Origin of the sequence: Isoptericola dokdonensis DS-3 (assembly GCF_001636295.1) — a bacterium.
GTDB classification, from domain to species: domain Bacteria; phylum Actinomycetota; class Actinomycetes; order Actinomycetales; family Cellulomonadaceae; genus Isoptericola; species Isoptericola dokdonensis.
Window position 1 is genome coordinate 15243 of record NZ_CP014209.1, and the last position, 14888, is coordinate 30130.

The window sequence follows — 14888 nt, forward strand, 5'->3', positions numbered from 1 at the left end:
AGGGCCCCCTGGGGCCCGTGAGCGCGACCGTGCCCGGCATGCCCCTCCGACCGCACCCACCAACCCGGGGTGGGCCACGTCACGGGAAGGAGTCGGGGCTCGCGGGGGTTCGTAGACTTGATGACCGTGACCATGCCCCCGACCCCCGGTGCCTACCTCGACCACGCCGCGACGACCCCGATGTCGGCGCCGGCGCTGGCGGCGTTCGTCGCGGAGGCGGGGCGCACCGGCAACGCGTCGTCGCTGCACTCGGCAGGGCGGGCGGCGCGCCGCACGGTGGAGGAGTCGCGGGAGTCGGTGGCGGCGGCGCTGGGCGCGCGGCCGAGCGAGGTGATCTTCACCGCCGGCGGCACCGAGGCGGACAACCTCGCGATCAAGGGCATCTTCTGGGGGCGGCGCACGCAGGACCCGCGGCGCATCCGGGTGCTGGTGTCGGCGGTGGAGCATCATGCGGTGCTGGACCCGGCGTTCTGGCTGGCCGGTCATGCGGGCGCGGAGATCACGCTGCTGCCGGTGGACGGCGAGGGCCGGGTGGACCTGGACGCGCTGCGGGCCGAGCTGGCGGAGCACGCCGACGAGGTGGCGCTGGTGAGCGTCATGTGGGCGAACAACGAGGTGGGCACGGTGCAGCCGGTGCGGGAGGTGGCGCGGATCGCGCACCAGCACGGCGTGCCGGTGCACACCGACGCGGTGCAGGCCGTCGGCCAGGTCGAGGTGGACTTCGCCGCGTCCGGGGTGGACGCGCTGACGGTGAGCGGGCACAAGGTGGGTGGCCCCGTCGGGGTGGGCGCTCTGCTGGCACGGCGCGACCTGCCGCTGGAGGCGGTGTCCCACGGCGGTGGTCAGGAGCGCGGGGTGCGGTCGGGCACGCTGGACGTGGCGGCGATCCGGGCGCTCGCCGTCGCGGTGACGGACGCGGTGTCGCGCCGTGCCGAGCGAGCGGCGTCCTTCGCGGCGCTGCGCGACGAGCTGGTCGCGGGGGTGCGCCGGGTGGCGCCGGACGCGGTGCTGCGCGGCCCGGACCCGACGGGCGGCACGGCCGACGCGCCGTGGCGCCTGCCCGCCAACGCGCACTTCACGTTCCCCGGCGCGGAGGGCGACTCGCTGCTGTACCTGCTCGACTCCGCGGGCGTGCAGGCGTCCACGGGCTCGGCGTGCCAGGCGGGGGTGCCGCAGCCGAGCCACGTGCTGCTCGCGATGGGCGTGGACGAGGTGGCCGCGCGCGGCGCCCTGCGCTTCTCCTTGGGGGACACCTCGACCCGGGCCGACGTCGACGCGCTGCTGGCCGCGCTGCCGCAGGTCGTGCAGCGCGCGCAGGCCGCCGGCCTGGTCTCCGCACGACAGGGAGGTGCGGCATGAGGGTGCTGGCGGCGATGTCCGGCGGCGTCGACTCGGCCGTCGCGGCGGCGCTCGCGGTGGAGGCCGGCCACGAGGTGGTGGGTGTGCACATGGCGTTGAGCCGCAACCGGGACCAGTTCCGCACGGGCTCGCGCGGCTGCTGCTCCATCGAGGACGCCGGGGACGCTCGCCGCGCCGCGGACGTGCTCGGCATCCCGTACTACGTGTGGGACCTGTCGGAGACCTTCGAGGAGACCGTCGTGGCGGACTTCCTCGCCGAGTACTCGGCCGGCCGCACCCCGAACCCGTGCGTGCGGTGCAACGAGCACATCAAGTTCGAGGCCCTGCTGGACAAGGCGACGGCGCTCGGCTTCGACGCGGTGGTCACGGGCCACTACGCGCGCGTCGAGCGGGCGGCGGACGGCGCCCCCGAGCTGCACCGCTCCCGCAACGACGCCAAGGATCAGTCCTACGTGCTGGCGGTCATGGGCTCGGAACGGCTCCAGCGGTCGATCTTCCCGCTGGGGGACTACACGTCGAAGGACGAGGTCCGGGCGGAGGCCGCGCGCCGCGGGCTGTCGGTGAGCGCGAAGCCGGACTCCTACGACATCTGCTTCGTCGCGGACGGCGACACGCCGGGGTTCCTGCGGGACCGCCTCGGCGAGCAGCCGGGCGACGTCGTGGACGCGGACGGCAACGTCGTGGGCTCCCACCGCGGCGCGTACGCGTTCACGGTCGGGCAGCGCAAGGGCCTGGGGCTCGGACGCCCGGCCCCGGACGGCCGGGCCCGCTACGTCGTCGACGTCGACACGTCGTCGAACACGGTCGTCGTCGGGCCCTCGGAGCTGTTGACGGTGGACCGGATCGAGGCCGCGGGGGCCGTATGGTTCGTCCAGCCCCCGAAGGATCGGACGGACGTGACGGTACAGATTCGCGCGCACGGGCGCGCCGTGCCCGCGCAGGTGCGCGCCGGCGACGCCAGCACCCTCGACGTGCGGCTCCTCGAGCGGCTGCGCGGCGTGGCCGCCGGGCAGTCGGTGGTCGTCTACGACGGCACCCGGGTGCTGGGCCAGGCCACCGTGTCGCGCGCCTGGCGCGACCGAGCCGGCGCGGCGGGCGTCGCCGCGGGCGCGGCGGACCCCGCGTGACCGCCGTCAGCGGGCACGGCCCCTGGCCCGGCGGTCGCGGTGACGAGCTCGAGGCGCAGCAGACCGTGCTGGACGACCTCGCGTCGCTGCCGACCGGCGTGGACGCCGTGCCGTTCCTCACCGGGCTGCCGGGTCGTGGCCCGGGCGCGGACCCGGTGGGCCGCGCGGGCGCGCTCCTCACCGAGCTCCCCGTCGAGCTGGGGCCGCACGGCTGGAAGCTGGCCGACCACCGCGGCGCCGACCACCGCCGGGCGGACGCCCTGCTGGCCGACGACCTCATGGCGCTGGCCGTGGCGGCCCACGGGTACACCGGCCGCCTGGCGGTCGAGGTCACAGGTCCGTGGACGCTCGCGGCCGAGCTGTGGTCGGCGCGCGGGGACCGGGTGCTGGCGGACGTCGGCGCCCGCGCCGAGCTGGGGCAGGCGCTCGCCGTCGGCCTGGCCGAGCACGTCGCGCGGGTGCGCGACCAGGTGCCGGGCGCGCAGGTGGCGGTGCAGCTCGCCGAGCCGCTGCTGGGGCAGGTGCACGCGGGCGTGCTGCCCACGTTCTCGGGGTTCTCGCGGCTGCGGGCGGTGCCCGGCCCGGACGTGGTCGAAGGTCTGGAGCCGGTGGTGCGGGCGCTGCACGACGCGGGTGCCGAGGTCGTGGTGCACCTCGGAGGCACGTGGGTCGGGATCCCGCCGGTGGTGCTGGCGGGCGCGGACGCCGTGGGCCTCGACCTGGCGGACGTCGGGCCGGGGGGCTGGAACGAGCGGGCGTGGGAGCTGGTGGCACGAGCCACGGAGCGGGGGACCGGCCTGTGGGCCGGTCTGCCCCCGGCCACCGTGTCGCAGTGCTCGGGGCCGCAGCTCGGCGAGCTCGTGCGGCTCGTCGCCGAGCCGTGGCGGCGGATCGGGCTCCCGGCCGACGGGCTCGACGCGGTCACGCTGCTGGCGTCTCCCCGCCGGGTGCTCGGCACCCTGGACGAGCATCGTGCCGAGCTGGCGAACCTGGGCCGGATCGGCGAGGCGCTGGCCGAGCGCGCCGCCTCCTGAGCCTCCGCCCGGTCGTCTGCCGCCGACCTCCGGCGTGTTCGCCCGTCCGGGGCGTCCAGAGCGAGCCGGACGAACCGGACGTGCGTAGCCTGGGGCCATGTCCGACCTGCGAGCAGTGCTTTTCGACCTCGACGGAGTGCTCACCCCCACCGCGGAGGTGCACATGCGGGCGTGGGAGCGGCTCTTCGCCCCGTACGCGCAGGCCCACGGCCTGGAGCCCTACACGGCGTCCGACTACTTCGCCCACATCGACGGCAAGCCCCGGTACGACGGCGTGGCGACGTTCCTCGCCTCCCGGGGGGTCGACCTGCCCCGCGGCACCGCCGCGGACGCGCCCGGCGAGGACACGGTGTGCGCGCTGGGCAACCGCAAGGACGAGATCGTCAACCGGATGTTCGACCAGGAGGGCATCGACCCGTACCCGGGGTCGGTGCGCTTCCTCGACGCCGTGACCGCGGCGGGCGCCCACGTCGCCGTCGTGTCGTCGTCCCGCAACACACCGGCCGTCCTGGCGGCGGCGGGGCTGGCGCACCGGTTCGAGGTCGTCGTGGACGGCAACGTCGCCGCGCGGGAGCACATCGCGGGCAAGCCCGCGCCCGACACCTACGTGCGGGCGGCCGAGCTGCTCGGGGTCCCCGTCGCGCAGGCGGTGGTGGTCGAGGACGCGATCTCCGGCGTGCAGGCCGGGGCGGCCGGCGGCTTCGGGCTCGTGCTGGGCGTGGACCGGGGCGTCGGCGCGGACGCGCTGCGCGCGCACGGGGCCGACAGGGTGGTCGCCGACCTCGGCGAGCTCGACGCGGCGGTGCTCACCCGCCGGGACGGGGGTGCCGCATGATCCGCAAGACCAGCGACGAGCAGAACACCGTCGACCGGCACCGGTTCCCGGCCGACCCGTGGCGCCTGGTCGAGGCGCAGTTCTCCGCCGAGGACCTGGGTGTCACCGAGACGCTGTTCTCCGTGGGCAACGGCTACCTCGGCATGCGCGGCAACGTGGAGGAGGGACGCGACTCCTACGCCCACGGCACGTTCGTCAACGGGTTCCACGAGACGTGGCCGATCCGGCACGCGGAGGACGCCTACGGGTTCGCGAAGGTCGGTCAGACCATCGTCAACGTGCCCGACGCGAAGGTGATCCGCCTGTACGTCGACGACGAGCCGCTCCTGCTGCCCGTCGCCGACCTGCTGGAGTACGAGCGTTCCCTGGACCTGCGCGACGGGATGCTGCGGCGCGACGTCCTGTGGCGCACGCCGTCGGGCAAGCGCGTGCGGGTGCGGTCCGAGCGGATGGTGTCCTTCGTGGAGCGGCACCTCGCCGTGATGACGTTCGAGGTGACGCTGCTCGACGACGCCGCCCCCGTCGCGATCTCGTCGCAGGTGCTCAACCGGCAGGACGGTCAGGACGAGTACCACGTGCGTGCGGCGTCCCTGGGGGAGGGCTTCGACCCGCGCAAGGCGGAGCAGTTCCACGGGCGGGTGCTGCAGCCGATGACGCAGTGGGGCGACGACGAGCGCGTCGTGCTGTCGTACCGCTGCACGAACTCCGGCATGACGTTGGCGGTGGCGGCCGACGACCGCATCGAGACGGAGAACGAGTGGGACGTGCGCACGCAGGTCGAGGACGACCTGGCCAAGCACGTGTTCCGGGTGCGGGCGGCGCCGGGTCGCCCGATCCGCCTGACGAAGACGGTCGCGTACCACACGTCCCGCGGGGTGCCGTCGCGCGAGCTGGTGGACCGCTGCCGGCGCACGCTCGACCGGGTCGCCGACGGCGGGGTGGCGGCGCGGTACGCCGACCAGCGCGCCTGGCTGGACGACTTCTGGGCGCGGTCCGACGTGGAGGTCGGCGGGCGCCCGGAGATCCAGCAGGCGGTGCGCTGGAACCTGTTCCAGCTCGCGCAGGCCACGGCACGGGCCGAGGGCAACGGGGTGCCGGCCAAGGGGCTGACCGGGTCCGGGTACGGCGGGCACTACTTCTGGGACACCGAGATCTACGTCCTCCCGTTCCTCACCTACACGAGCCCGCGGTTCGCCCGCAACGCGCTGCGGTTCCGCTACCACATGCTCGACGCCGCCCGGCGGCGGGCCGCCGACCTGTCGCAGCGGGGCGCCCTGTTCCCGTGGCGCACCATCAACGGCGAGGAGGCGTCCGCCTACTACGCGGCGGGCACGGCGCAGTACCACATCGACGCCGACATCAGCTATGCCCTCGTCCAGTACGCCCGCGCGACCGAGGACGTCGACTTCCTGCGGCGGGAGGCCGTCGACATCCTCGTCGAGACGGCCCGCATGTGGCAGGACCTGGGCTTCTGGCGGGTCAACAGCGACGACTTCTTCCACATCCACGGGGTCACCGGCCCGGACGAGTACACGACGGTCGTCAACGACAACCTCTTCACGAACGTCATGGCCCGGTTCAACCTGCGCGCGGCGGCGTTCGTCGTGGACCGGCTGCGCGAGGACTACCCCGAGGACTTCGCGCGGCTGGTGGAGCGGCTGGACCTCCAGCCGGCGGAGACCACGGAGTGGACCCGCGCGGCCGAGAAGATGTCGATCCCGTTCGCCGAGGGGATCGGCATCCACCCGCAGGACTCGCACTTCTTCGAGCGGGAGATCTGGGACCTGGCGCACACCCCGGCGGACAAGCGGCCGCTCCTGCTGCACTACCACCCGCTGGTCATCTACCGGTACCAGGTGCTCAAGCAGGCCGACGTGGTGCTCGCCCTGTTCCTCCAGGGTCAGCACTTCACGGCCGAGGAGAAGCTCGCCGACTTCGAGTACTACGACCCGCTGACCACCGGCGACTCCACCCTGTCCGGGGTGGTGCAGTCGATCGTCGCCGCGGAGGTCGGGTACCACGAGCTGGCGCTGGAGTACTTCCTGTCGTCGCTGTACGTGGACCTGGCGAACCTGCACGCGAACGCCTCGGACGGCGTGCACGTGGCGTCGGCCGGGGGCACCTGGTCGGCGCTGGCGTGCGGCTTCGGGGGGATGCGGGACCACGACGGCGAGCTGACGTTCGACCCGCGGCTCCCGCAGGACTGGGAGTCCCTGACGTTCCGGGTGACGTGGCGCGGGTCGCGGCTGCGGGTGACGGTGCTGCCGGACTCGATCGAGCTGGTCGCCGAGACGGGCGACGGCGCGACGGTCGGCGTCCGGGGCGAGCAGGTGCGGGTCGGCGCGGGGGAGACGGTCGTGGTGGCGCTGGACGGCCAGGGACCGGTCCGCGCGGGACGCCCCGGTCTGCGCGCGCTGTCGGGCAACCGCCGCGACGACGGCACCCTCATCACGGTGACCGTGCCGCACGTCTGAGCGGCACTCGGCCGGGATCGGGGGCCAGGACCGCGGCGCCCCGGGGACGGACCGTCCCCGGGGCACCGTCGTCAGGCGAGGTGCGCGGCGAGGAACGCGTAGTGCACGGCCGCCATGTGCGCGGCCTGCTTGTTGTCCGCGGCGCCGCCGTGCCCGCCCTCGATGTTCTCGTAGTAGGTGACGTCCTTGCCGGCGGCGAGCATCAGCGCGGCCATCTTGCGGGCGTGGCCGGGGTGCACGCGGTCGTCCTTGGTGGACGTCGTGAACAGCACCGGCGGGTAGTCGCGGTCGGCGTCGAACAGGTGGTACGGCGAGAAGGTGCGCACGAACTCCCAGTCGTCCGTGTCGGGGTCGCCGTACTCGGCGGCCCACGACGCGCCGGCGAGGAGCTTCGTGTACCGCTTCATGTCGAGCAGCGGCACGCCCACGATGACGGCGCCGAACAGCTCGGGGTACTGCGTGAGCATGTTGCCGGCGAGCAGCCCGCCGTTGGAGCGGCCCTCGGTGCCGAGGTGCTGCGGCGCGGTGATGCCGCGGGCGACGAGGTCGCGGGCCACGGCCGCGAAGTCCTCGTAGGCGCGGTGCCGCTTCTCCCGCAGGGCGGCCTGGTGCCAGGTCGGTCCGTACTCGCCGCCACCACGGATGTTCGCCACGACGTGCACGCCGCCGCGCTCCAGCCAGGCGCGCCCCACCGTCCCGGAGTAGCCGGGCAGCAGCGGGATCTCGAAGCCGCCGTACCCGTACAGCAGCGTCGGGGCGGCGCCGGGCGTCGACGGGTCGGCGGGGCGCACCAGGTCCTCGCGACCGACGACGAAGTAGGGGACCCGGGTGCCGTCGGCGGACGTCGCGAAGTGCTGCTCGGCCACCATGCCGGTCGCGTCGAAGACGGCGGGTGCCGCCTTGAGGGGCTCGGGCGCGATGGGTGCGGCGTCCGGCCCGGCCACGGTCGCCAGCGAGAGGGTGGTCGGCGTCAGGTAGCCGGTCGTGGTGACCCAGACGTCGTCGCTGTCGACGGCGGAGACGGCTCGCACCCCGACGGTGAGCAGGTCGCCGTCCACCGGCAGCTCCGACCGGGTCCAGGCCTCACCGGCGGCCGCGCCGTCCTCCAGGGACGGCGGGGTGAGGACGTGGACGGCGTTCTTCACGTCGTCGAGCACGTTGACCACGAGGTGGTGGCGGGTCCAGGACGCGCCGACCAGGGACGTGCTCGCGGTGGGCTCGAACAGGACGGTGAGGTCCCGCGACCCGTCGAGGAAGGCGTCGACGGTGGTGGTGAGCAGCGAGCCCGCCGCGTAGGTGCGCCCCGCCACCGTCCAGTCCTCGCGGAGGTCGACCACCAGCCACTCGCGGTGGAAGCCCACCTCGGCGGAGTCGGGCACGTCGATCCTGGTGAGCTCCTGCCCGGCGGCGCCGACGCCGGTGACGAGGTACGTCTCGGACCGGTAGAACGCGAGCGCACGGCGCACGAGGTCGCGCTCGAAGCCGGGCGTGCGGGACCGGTGGCCGGACACCGCGAGGTCCTGCTCCACGCCCTCGTAGACCGTCGCGGCCTCCGCCAGCGGCGTGCCGCGGCGCCACAGCCGGACCGTCCGGGGGTAGCCGGACGTCGTCACGGTGCCGGGGCCCAGGTCGGTCGCGACGTAGACCGTGTCCTCGTCCGCCCAGGCGAGCGAGCCCTTGGCGAGCGGCCGCTCGAACCCGCCCTCGGCGGCGGGGACGAACTGCTTGGTCACGAGGTCGAACTCGCGGGTCACGTCCGCGTCGGAGCCGCCGGGGGACAGGTCCACCAGGGCGCGGCGCCACGGCTCGCCCGCGGCGAGCTGCTCGGGCGTCGGGCGCAGCATCGACGCGCCGTGCCACACCCACGACTCGTCCTCGGCCGCGCCGAGCGCGTCCAGGTCCAGCACGGTCTCCCACACCGGGGCCGCCGTGCGGTACTCGTCGAGGGTGGTGCGCCGCCACAGCCCGCGCGGGTGGGCGGCGTCGCGCCAGAAGTTGTAGAGGTGGTCGCCGATCCGGGACACGTCCGGGATGCGGTCGTCGGAGTCGAGGACCTCCAGGACGGCCGCCTCGATCTCGTCGAGCGCGGGACCTGCGAGGGTCTCGTGCGCGTGGTCGTTGCGGGCACGCACCCAGGCGAGCGCGTCGGCACCCTCGACGTCCTCCAGCCACTGGTGCGGGTCGGCGGGGTCGGTCACGGCGGGGGTGGGTGCGTCCATGGCGCGACCCTAGCGCGGGCCACGGACGGTCCGCCGACGAGCCGGCGGACGTCCGGACGGTCCTGTTCACCCGGGTGAAGGCTGTGGTAGAAAGTCCTGGTCAGGGCCCCATGCCCTGTTCAGACCATCCAGGGGGTTCGCGGAGAAGGTCGCGTTCGCGCGGCCGTCCCAGGGGGAGCCGCCGGACCACCTCACGCCAACGGGGGTGCGGTGAGTACGACGACGTCCACGAGGCCACGCGTCGCGAGCAGGGTCGTCCCCTGGTTGTGCGTCGCCGCGATGGTGCTGTGCGTGGCAGCGCTCCCGTTGCTCGCCGACGGCGGCTGGGCGGTGTGGGCCGTGGGGGGCGCCGCGCTGCTGCTGCCCGTCGTCGCCGCGGTGCTGCTGGCGCGGGCCGCGCGCCGCGACGACGAGACCCTGCGCGCCCTGGTCGCCGAGCGCGACCTGCTGGCCCGGCGCCTCACCGAGACCGCGGACGTGCTGGAGCGGACCACGAACGACCTCGCCGCCGAGCAGGCGGGTCGCCGGCGCGAGCGCGCGGCCGTCGAGACCGCCGTGGTGGCGCTCAGCCGGAAGGTCCAGGCGTCCGCCCACCGCGTCCAGGAGGAGGCGGCGCGCATGGTCCAGCGGCACTCCGCCGACCCCGACGTGCTCCAGACGTCCATGCGCATCGACCACGCCGCGGCCCAGCACGCGCGGCAGGCGCAGAGCCTCGTGGCCCTGTGCGGCCAGCGGCCCGGCCAGACCTGGGACGAGCCGCTGCCGCTGCCGGACGTCGTGCGCGCCGCCGCCGGCCGGATCACCGCGTTCCAACGGGTCGAGGTCTCCGGCGACCCGGGTCTCAGCGTCTCGCCCCTGGCCGTGGAGGCGCTCGTGCACGTCGTGGCCGAGCTGCTGGCCAACGCCACCCAGTGCTCGCCCCCGAACACCAAGGTGCTCGCCACGCTGCGCCAGGTGCAGCGCGGCGCCGTCATCGAGATCGACGACTGCGGCGTCGGGATGGACGAGCGCGAGCTCGCCCGCGTGCGCCGGATCGCCTCGGGGGCCGCGCCCGTGACCATCGCGGACCTCGGCCAGGTGCCCCAGACGGGCCTGGCCGTCGTCGGGACGTACGCGCGGGCCCTCGACCTGCGGGTCGACCTCGTGGAGTCGGTCTACGGCGGCCTGCGGGCCGTCGTCATGCTGCCGGCCGCGCACACCGAGGTCTCCGCGACCGGTCCGTCGGTGCTGGCGCCCAGCGTCGACGACGCCTGGGGCACGGCTCCCGCCCCGGCGGCGCACCTGGCCCCGCCGGTGGTGGCGCGGCCCGAGCCGCCGTCCGCGACCTCGGTCGCGGCCGACGTGGTGCGGCCCGGCCCGCCGGTGCTGCCGCAGCGCCGGTCACGGCGCGCCGCGCTCGACGGGCCCCCGACCCGCCCGACCCCGGCGACGACGACCGAGGACCGGGCCGACCGGCCCGCCCCCGATCCGGTCGCCGACCAGACGGCCGAGGAGGCGGGCGCCTGGATCGGCGCGTTCTTCGCGGCCGGCACAGCACCGCTGCCCGATCCCCAGCTCAGCGAGCCGGCCGCCGACACGGCCGGCACCTCGGAGGACCGATGACGACGACCGACCAGACCACCACCGCCCACCCGGACAGCTGGATGCTCGACCTCGTGGCCGAGGTTCGTGGCGTCCTGCACGCGATCGTGCTCAGCTCGGACGGGCTGGTGAAGGTCCGCACCGACGTGACCGACCCCGACACGGCGGACAAGGTCGCCGCGGCGTGCGCGGGCCTCGTCGCGCTGGGGCTCAGCATGGGGCGCGAGTTCGGGCGCAGCGACACGCTGCGACAGGTGGTCGTCGAGTTCGACGGCGGCTTCCTGTTCGTGCGCGGCGCCGGTGACGGCTCGCGGCTCGCGGTGATCACCGACACCACGGTCGACCCGGGGCTCGTCGCGCAGCAGATGCAGGCCCAGGTGCTCATGATCGGCGAGCGCACCCTGGGCACGGAACCGGTCGGGGACTGAGGAGCGCCGGATGAACGTCGACGGTTTCCGCGACCATCCGGTCCGCTCCTACGTCCTGACCGGCGGTCGCGCGCACCCCAGCCGCAACACCCTGCGCCCGGAGACGCTCGTGTGCGCGGCGCTGGACGACGGCCGCGAGCCGCCGCGGGCCGCGGGTCGGCACGAGCAGGCGGTGCTGGACACGTGCCAGGGCACGCTCGCCGTCGCCGAGATCGCGGCCTACCTCCGTCTGCCCGTGAGCCTGTCGGCCGTCATCGTCTCCGACCTGGTCGACGCGGGGCACCTCGTCGTCCGGTCGGGAGTCACCCACGGGCTCCCTGACACCGACCTGCTGGAGGAGATCCTCGATGGGCTCCGCAACCTCTGAGCCGCGCCACCTGCCCGCCGCCGTCGCCCGTTCCGTCAAGGTGCTGGTGGTCGGTGCCTTCGGTGTCGGCAAGACCACCCTGATCGACGCGGTGAGCGAGATCCCGATGCTCCGCACCGAGGAGTCGGTGACGACCGCGAGCGTCGGCGTCGACCCGGCGCTCGGCTCGAAGTCGACCACGACGGTCGCGATGGACTTCGGGCGCCTCACGCTGGGCGGCCGGACCGCCCTGTACCTGTTCGGGACGCCGGGTCAGCGGCGCTTCTGGGACCTCTGGTCGGGGCTCGCGGACGGGGCGGTGGGTGCCCTCGTCGTCGTCGACACGCGCCGCCTGGAGGACAGCTTCGAGGTCCTCGACCAGCTCGAGGAGAAGACGGACCTGCCCGTCGCCGTCGTGATCAACAGCTTCCCCGACGCTCCCCGGCACCCGGAGGACGACGTGCGGCTCGCCCTCGACCTGCCGCCCGGCACCCCCGTGGTCACCGCGGACCTGCGCGTGCGCCAGGAGACGGTGGGGGTGCTCGTCACGCTGGTCGAGCACGCGCTGCGCCGCCGGTCGGGGCGGGTGGCCGCGTGAGCGTCACCGCAGCCGGTCGGGCCGTCCGCCTGGAGGAGGTCTCCGACCGCACCCTGCTCGCGGACCTCGCGGGTGCCGCCGACCCCCGTGCGGCGTACGAGGCGCTGCGCTCCCGGTGGGGGAACGTGGCCCCGGTCGACCTGGAGCCGGGTGTGCCGGCCTGGTTGGCCCTGGGGTACGACGAGGTCACCACGGTGCTGCGCAACGAGGCGCTGTTCGCCCGGGACGCCCGGCACTGGCGCTACGAGGCGGAGCGGCTGGTGGCCTGGCGCTCTCCCGCGCGGGCGGTGCTGGCGCAGCGCGACAGCGCCCACGACCGCGACGGCGAGGAGCACCGGCGGCTGCGCGCGCCGCTGGCGGACCTGCTGGCCACCCTCGACGAGCAGCGCCTGACGCGCACGGTGACGGTCGCGTGCCGGTCGGCGCTCGACCGCCTCCGGGCGCGGGGCGGCGGGGACCTCGTCGCGGAGTACGCGGCGGACGTGCCGGTGCGGGTGCTGGCGGACCTCCTGGGCCTCAACCTGGCTGACGCACGCCGCCTGCACGAGCTGACCGTGACCGTCCGGGCGGGCACCGAGGGCTCCTACGGGGCGTCGGTCGAGATGGAGAACCTGCTGGCGAACGTCGTCGCGGGGCGTCGGGCGGAACCGGGCGACGACCTCACCTCGGCACTGCTGGCGCACCCGGCGCACGCCAACGACCTCGAGGTGATGGGCGCCGTCGGCCTGCTGTTCCGGACCGCGCACGACGCCGAGGTGGCGTGGTGCGCCACGACCATCGGGCGGCTCCTCACGGACCCGGGTTTCGCGGGGCGGCTGCACGGCGGCCGGCTCGTGCTCGACGACGCGCTCGACGAGATCGCGCGGACCGACCCGCCGCTGCCGCACCTGCTGCCGCGCTACGCGCTGTCGGACAGCCGGGTCGGCGGGCAGCCGGTCGCGGCCGGTGACGCGATCGTCCCGGCAGTGGCGGCGGCGAACCTGGACCGGGCGGTGCAGGCGGTGGACCCGTGGGAGCAGGTCGATGCCCGGTTTCACCTGACGTGGGGCGCGGGGGCGCACGGCTGCCCCGCGCACCGGTCGGCGCCGCTCGTCACGCGGCTGGTCGTGGGGCACCTGCTCGCGGTCGTCGCGGAGCTGGAGCTCGCGGTGCCGGCGCACGACGTGGTGCCGGTGCGCTCGGCCTGGGTGCGGCACCCGGCGGCGCTCCCGGTGCGCTGGCGCTGAGCCGCACCGGGAGCGTCGTGCCGGTCAGGCGCCGACGCGCGCCTTGAGGCGTGCGGTGACCTGGCGGTAGGCCTGCGGGTCGACGGGCAGCAGCCACTGGACGGCCCGCTTGCCGGCGGGCAGGTTGAGGTCGAGGTCGTCCAGCATCTCGTCGATCTGGTGCATGGAGAACGGGATGATGTTCGTCCCGCGGGCGTGCTTGCCCTCGGTGCGCTTCTCCATCCAGTCGAGCCGGTCGCGCACGTGCTCGCGCCGCACCTCGAGCGGCGGCAGGTCGATCGCGTCGGCGAGGTAGCCGGCCGTCCAGGCGGCGCCGACCTCGGCCGACAGCGGGCTGAACAGCGACGAGTTGTACCCGGCGAACGTCAGGTGCGGGACGTCGTGGGGGAGGATCTGTCGGTAGAGCTCGAAGTTCCCGCGGTCGTCCAGGAGCCGGTCGGTGACGTCGGCGTCGAGGAACGGCACCCGCTGGTGGAACCCGGTGCCGCACACGACCAGGTCGGCGCGGACGGTCGCGCCGTCGCCCAGGACCGCGACGGGAGCGCCGTCGTCGTCGGTGGTGAACCGCTCGATCTCGGTGTCGCGGTGCACGGCGATCGCGCCGGCCTCGACCTGCTCGGTGAACCCGTCGGTGGCGAGCGAGACGTTGGAGCGGGCGATGGTCTCGAACTCGGTGTGCGGGACGAGGCCGAGCTCCTTGAGCCGGAGCTGCTTGGTGGCGACGGACCCCACGCTCGCGAGCATGCCGCGGCGCACGCCGTCGCCCGGCCCGTGCAGGAACTTCTCGGCACCGCCGGTGAGGTCCTGGTAGCGGAACAGCGCCTCGCCCATCCGGGTGAGCAGCAGGTACTTGTAGTTGAGCGCGTTGCCGAGCTTCTTCGGCATCTTCCACAGCAGGTGGCGGGCGACGACGGTGGTCCCGGCCGCGACGGGGCCGACCTCCGCGGCGACGTCGCAGGCGGACTTGCCGTAGCCGACGACGACGACGTGCCGGTCGCGGGCGTCCTCGACCGTGGCGAGCTGGCTGGCCGCGACGATCTTGCCCCCGGCGCGCAGCAGCTCGCCCAGCCCGTCGAACGGCGGGATGACGGGGTCGGAGAAGATGCCGTTCGCGACGACCAGGTGGTCGAACCGCTCCGGTTCCGCGACGGCCTCGCCGCTGCGGCGCGCGGTCACGAGCCAGCCGTCCTCGGCGTCGGTGAGCTCGGCGCGTACCACCTCGGTGGACAGCCGCAGCAGGTCCGTCAGCCCGTGGTCGACGACGTACTGCTCGAGGTACGCCTGGACCTGCTCGCCGCTGGGCCACTCGGGGTAGTGCTTCGGCATGGGGGCGTCGCTGAACGCGTAGGAGCCCTTGTTGTTCTGCGTGTAGAGACCCGTGTAGCGGCGGGTCGAGCTCCAGACGCCGCCGACGTCGGGGGCCTTCTCGAACACGGTGACGTCGTGCCCGAACTCGCGGAGCGTCGTGGCACTGGCGAGACCGGCGAACCCGGCTCCGACGACGGCGATCTTCATCTGCGTCCCTGCTCTCGGTGGAGGTGGTGGCAAACGGAAGGATCGTAGCGTTCCGGGCACTCCGGGCAACAGGTCCGGTGCAGGATCGGTCCAGGTCAGGGCGTCGCGGGGCCTGTGCGGGTCGCCCGTCGCCCGCGCGAGGGCGG

The 14888-nt window shown here is 74.6% G+C and carries 12 protein-coding genes; 10 read left to right on the forward strand and 2 right to left on the reverse strand.

All coding sequences use genetic code 11. From position 1 onward, the window contains the following. Positions 1-120: 120 nt before the first annotated feature. The 5 genes from I598_RS00075 to I598_RS00095 all read left to right on the forward strand — a co-directional run bounded on the left by I598_RS00075 (position 121) and on the right by I598_RS00095 (position 6829). Positions 121-1359: a cysteine desulfurase family protein gene (locus I598_RS00075; protein ID WP_068200008.1), complete on the forward strand. Its 1239-nt coding sequence runs from the start codon at positions 121-123 to the stop codon at positions 1357-1359. Then, a complete protein-coding gene (gene mnmA, locus I598_RS00080) occupies positions 1356-2486 on the forward strand; it encodes a tRNA 2-thiouridine(34) synthase MnmA (protein WP_068200013.1) in 1131 nt (376 codons plus the stop codon). The genes I598_RS00075 and mnmA overlap by 4 nt, the downstream gene beginning before the upstream one ends. Then, entirely contained in the window at positions 2483-3520 is a 1038-nt protein-coding gene (locus I598_RS00085) for a uroporphyrinogen decarboxylase/cobalamine-independent methonine synthase family protein (protein ID WP_068200016.1), read from the forward strand. The genes mnmA and I598_RS00085 overlap by 4 nt, the downstream gene beginning before the upstream one ends. 97 nt (positions 3521-3617) lie before the next feature. Further along, positions 3618-4355: an HAD family hydrolase gene (locus tag I598_RS00090; protein ID WP_068200020.1), complete on the forward strand. Its 738-nt coding sequence runs from the start codon at positions 3618-3620 to the stop codon at positions 4353-4355. Next, positions 4352-6829, forward strand: a complete 2478-nt coding sequence (locus I598_RS00095; RefSeq protein ID WP_068200028.1) for a glycoside hydrolase family 65 protein — start codon at positions 4352-4354, stop codon at positions 6827-6829. Before I598_RS00090 ends, I598_RS00095 begins: the two co-directional genes overlap by 4 nt. A gap of 71 nt (positions 6830-6900) precedes the next feature. Here I598_RS00095 and I598_RS00100 read toward each other — a convergent pair whose 3' ends face one another. Continuing rightward, on the reverse strand, positions 6901-9048 hold the full coding sequence (locus I598_RS00100; RefSeq protein WP_068200031.1) for a prolyl oligopeptidase family serine peptidase: 2148 nt from the start codon (positions 9046-9048) through the stop codon (positions 6901-6903). Positions 9049-9258: 210 nt separating this feature from the next. On the opposite strand from I598_RS00100, the gene I598_RS00105 reads away from it, so the two are divergent. Genes I598_RS00105 through I598_RS00125 form a run of 5 tightly spaced genes read left to right on the forward strand, consistent with a single transcriptional unit; the run spans position 9259 to position 13227 of the window. After that, positions 9259-10650, forward strand: coding sequence for an ATP-binding protein (locus tag I598_RS00105; RefSeq protein WP_157557103.1), 1392 nt, complete (start codon positions 9259-9261; stop codon positions 10648-10650). After that, entirely contained in the window at positions 10647-11057 is a 411-nt protein-coding gene (locus tag I598_RS00110; RefSeq protein WP_068200035.1) for a roadblock/LC7 domain-containing protein, read from the forward strand. Before I598_RS00105 ends, I598_RS00110 begins: the two co-directional genes overlap by 4 nt. 10 nt (positions 11058-11067) lie before the next feature. Further along, the gene (locus I598_RS00115; protein ID WP_068200038.1) at positions 11068-11424 is read left to right on the forward strand and encodes a DUF742 domain-containing protein; all 357 of its coding nucleotides are present in this window, start codon (positions 11068-11070) and stop codon (positions 11422-11424) included. Beyond that, a complete protein-coding gene (locus I598_RS00120; RefSeq protein WP_068200041.1) occupies positions 11405-12001 on the forward strand; it encodes a GTP-binding protein in 597 nt (198 codons plus the stop codon). Before I598_RS00115 ends, I598_RS00120 begins: the two co-directional genes overlap by 20 nt. Next, positions 11998-13227: a cytochrome P450 family protein gene (locus I598_RS00125; RefSeq protein WP_068200044.1), complete on the forward strand. Its 1230-nt coding sequence runs from the start codon at positions 11998-12000 to the stop codon at positions 13225-13227. The genes I598_RS00120 and I598_RS00125 overlap by 4 nt, the downstream gene beginning before the upstream one ends. A 24-nt stretch (positions 13228-13251) precedes the next feature. Here I598_RS00125 and I598_RS00130 read toward each other — a convergent pair whose 3' ends face one another. Continuing rightward, positions 13252-14742, reverse strand: a complete 1491-nt coding sequence (locus I598_RS00130; RefSeq protein ID WP_068200046.1) for a flavin-containing monooxygenase — start codon at positions 14740-14742, stop codon at positions 13252-13254. Between the last annotated feature and the right edge of the window lie 146 nt (positions 14743-14888).

What these genes read in the sequence shown, in the direction of transcription:
- I598_RS00075 (WP_068200008.1), top strand. Translation starts at nt 121, where the DNA reads ATGACCGTGACCATGCCCCCGACCCCCGGTGCCTACCTCGACCACGCC.
- mnmA (WP_068200013.1), top strand. Translation starts at nt 1,356, where the DNA reads ATGAGGGTGCTGGCGGCGATGTCCGGCGGCGTCGACTCGGCCGTCGCG.
- I598_RS00090 (WP_068200020.1), top strand. Translation starts at nt 3,618, where the DNA reads ATGTCCGACCTGCGAGCAGTGCTTTTCGACCTCGACGGAGTGCTCACC.
- I598_RS00095 (WP_068200028.1), top strand. Translation starts at nt 4,352, where the DNA reads ATGATCCGCAAGACCAGCGACGAGCAGAACACCGTCGACCGGCACCGG.
- I598_RS00100 (WP_068200031.1), bottom strand. Translation starts at nt 9,048, where the DNA reads ATGGACGCACCCACCCCCGCCGTGACCGACCCCGCCGACCCGCACCAG.
- I598_RS00110 (WP_068200035.1), top strand. Translation starts at nt 10,647, where the DNA reads ATGACGACGACCGACCAGACCACCACCGCCCACCCGGACAGCTGGATG.
- I598_RS00115 (WP_068200038.1), top strand. Translation starts at nt 11,068, where the DNA reads ATGAACGTCGACGGTTTCCGCGACCATCCGGTCCGCTCCTACGTCCTG.
- I598_RS00120 (WP_068200041.1), top strand. Translation starts at nt 11,405, where the DNA reads ATGGGCTCCGCAACCTCTGAGCCGCGCCACCTGCCCGCCGCCGTCGCC.
- I598_RS00130 (WP_068200046.1), bottom strand. Translation starts at nt 14,742, where the DNA reads ATGAAGATCGCCGTCGTCGGAGCCGGGTTCGCCGGTCTCGCCAGTGCC.